The 2,829-nt window shown below is 78.7% G+C and carries 3 protein-coding genes and 1 pseudogene; all 4 read right to left on the reverse strand.

Annotation, left to right across the window (positions count from 1 at the left end):
- Window positions 1–401, reverse strand: a 401-nt coding sequence (locus ACWDCZ_RS40000; protein WP_449818549.1) for an FAD-dependent oxidoreductase, incomplete at its 3' end; no start/stop codon positions are given.
- Window positions 391–642, reverse strand: a complete 252-nt coding sequence (locus tag ACWDCZ_RS40005) for a ferredoxin (protein WP_449818550.1) — start codon at window positions 640–642, stop codon at window positions 391–393. The genes ACWDCZ_RS40005 and ACWDCZ_RS40000, both read right to left, overlap by 11 nt.
- Window positions 643–871: 229 nt before the next feature.
- On the reverse strand, window positions 872–2,080 hold the full coding sequence (locus tag ACWDCZ_RS40010; RefSeq protein WP_449818551.1) for a hypothetical protein: 1,209 nt from the start codon (window positions 2,078–2,080) through the stop codon (window positions 872–874).
- Between the two features lie 310 nt (window positions 2,081–2,390).
- Window positions 2,391–2,829, reverse strand: a pseudogene (locus ACWDCZ_RS40015) (hypothetical protein); the annotation flags it as partial.

Genomic DNA, 2,829 nt, shown 5'->3' on the forward strand with positions numbered 1-2,829 from the left:
GCGGTGCGCAGGGTGAACACCCCGTCGAGGGCGGCCTGCGCGGGGTCCGGCCAGGGCCTGGCCCGGGTGCCCGTCGCGATCAGCAGCCGGTCGTAGGGCAGCCGTTCGCCGGTCGCGAGCAGCACCTGCCTGGCCGCCCCGTCCACGCCGGTCGCGCGGACGCCGAGCCGCCAGTCCGCGTCCACCTCGCGGCGGCGCGGCAGCGCGGTCTCCCCGGCGCGCACCCGCCCGAGCAGCACCTGCTTGGACAGCGGCGGACGATCGTACGGGGGTCGGCGCTCCTCGCCGACCACGGTCAGCCGCCCGGCGAAGCCCTCGTCGCGCAGCGTCTCCGCGGCGCGCAGCCCGGCCAGCGAGGCGCCGACGACGACGATCCGGCCACTCCGGAGGTCACCGCACACCGGACCGGCCCTCCCCGCCGGGGCTTTCTGGGCCGACGGCCCCGGCCTCGGCGCGGTCCTCGACCAGGATGGCCTGCACCGGACACGCCGCCGCGGCCCGCAGGACGCGCTCCCGCTGCTCGACGGCGGGCAGCGGGGTGTACATCAGGGCCTCCTCGCCGTGCAGCTCGAACACCCGGGGCGCGAGGAACGCGCACTGCGCGTAGCCCTGGCAGCGGTTGAGGTCGACGACGATCTTCACGGACACTCCTCCCGGCCGGGTCCGTATCCGTCCTACCGCCGCCGCCCCGGCCGCGCGCCCGGGGGTGCTCCGCGGGAGGGGTCGCGGAGCGTGGCCGCCCGCGCCGGTGCGCGGCGTCGGCAACGACGGGAGCGACGGTCCGCACCACGCGGTGCGGACCGTCGCTCCCGTGCTCGACGTCCTCCGAGTGGAGGTCCCGGAGCCGGGCAGTGTCAGCTGGGTGGCGCGGTCACCACTGGATGAGTACGGCCCCGTTTCCGCCGAGGGCTCCGCCCGTGCCGTTCTCGCCGTGCGGGCCGGGGCCCCCGCTCTGCGGATCGCCGCCGTTGACTCCGGGCGTACCGCCCTGGCCTCCGTCGCCTGCCCTGTGGCCGGGCCCGCCGTCGCCGCCCCGGCCGCCGGCGCCGAACGCGTAGCCGCCGGACACGATGGCCGCGCCGCCCGTGCCGCCCCCTCCGGAGTACCCGCCGGACCCGCCGCTGCCGCCGAACCCGCCGACACCGCCGGGGAGGGCGCCCTCACCGTTGTCGCCGCCGCCTCCGGAGCCCGCCGAGTTGCCGTTGACGCCGACGGCCCCGACGGTGGTCTGTTCCCCCGGGCCGTAGCAGAAGGGTTGCTGGCCGATGCCGGGAGCACCGGAGCCTCCGCTGCCGGCGCCGCCTCCGGACCCGCCCTTGCCGTACGGTTCGAGGAAGCCGCCCGCGCCGCCGCCGCCCGTGCCACCGCCACCGCGCCCGCCCGCGTGCCCTCCGCCGCCACCGGTGGCGATCGCGAGGTAGGGCAGGGGGATCACGAACCGTGCGGAGACGTAGGTGTCGGCCGCGAACGCGGGGTCGGGGTTGGCCTGGCCGTTCGCGCCGTTGCCCCCGTTGCCGCCGTCCTTGTTGTCCCCGGGGCCGCCCGACCCGCTGGACCCGCCCGCCCCGCCGGCGGTCGCCCCCCTCGGCTCGCCGACGTTGACCTCCAGGTTGTCGACCCGCAGGCCCCCGAAGTCCAGCCGACAGGTGACGAACGTACCGGCCTGGCCGCCCTGGCCCCCGCCGCCCCCGCCGCCGCCTCCGCCACCCCCGCCGCCGGCACCGCCCGTGTCGCCGCCGGCGCTCGCCCCGCCGCCTCCGCCGCCCGCACCACCGCCGCCACCACCGCCACCGCCGGGTCCGCCCGCTCCCCAGAGCGAGACCGTCAGGGACGTCACTCCCGCCGGGACGGTGAAGTAGTCCAGCCCCGGGGTGGTGAAGAGCTGGGAACCGCCCGCGGCCTTGGCCGCCGGCTTCGAGGCCGTGGGCGCGGTCGGGGCCGCCGAGGCCACCGGCAGCGGACCGCAGAGCGTGCTCCAGCCCAGCGCCAGCACGCTCGCGGTACCGATCAGGCGCCTTCCGGACCGCCTGGGCGATCCGGCCCCGGCCGTCGGAACGGGTGCGTGGTTCGTGTCGCGCATGGTGTTCGCCTTCCATGAGGAGGGTTCAGGGTTCCGTGAGAGTTCTGGGGGGGAGGGCGCTGACGGGCCCGCGGGTGCGACCCGCGCTCGGTTCCGCCAGGGCCCGGGTCTCCGGGCCGGTCACCGTGCGGACCGGTCCGTGGGGCCGGCTCGTACCGTGGCGGCGGAGTGGTCCGGCTGGTGGTCGCGGTGCGGGGCCCGGCCCTGGTCGCGAGGTCGTCGTCCCGGACACCGGCTGCTCACCGGAGCCGGTCAGTCGGTCGGGGCCTTCGCGGGGCGGTGTTCGGCGAAGGCCCCGACCGGCGGGTTCCTACCAGGTGATCAGGACGTAGCCGGGGCCGGCCGGTCCGCCCGGCTGGCCGCCGGTGCCCGAGGTCCCGTGATCGCCCGACTGAGGGTTCGGGTAGGGGGCCGGGCCTCCGCCGTTCCCTCCCCGGCCTCCCGCCCCGCCGGCACTGCCGGTTCCCCCGCTTCCGCCGGCACCGATGCCGGCGGGCGGGGTGACGGCGGTCACCGGCGGGGCGCCACCGGCGGAGCCCGCCCCGCCGGTGCCGCCCGGGCCGCCGTACTCGCCCGACCCGGGGTTCCCCGACGTGCCCTGACCGCCGGTGATCCCGCCGACGCCCGCGGCACCGGACCCGCCCGCGGCACCGGGGTTGCCGGCCAGCGCCATGCCCGTGCCGGAGCAGGAGCTCGCGTCACCGGCCCCTGCCGCGCCGCCACCGCCGCCCGCGCTCGGGCCCGCGGGC

This window comes from Kitasatospora sp. NPDC001225 (genome assembly GCF_053597855.1).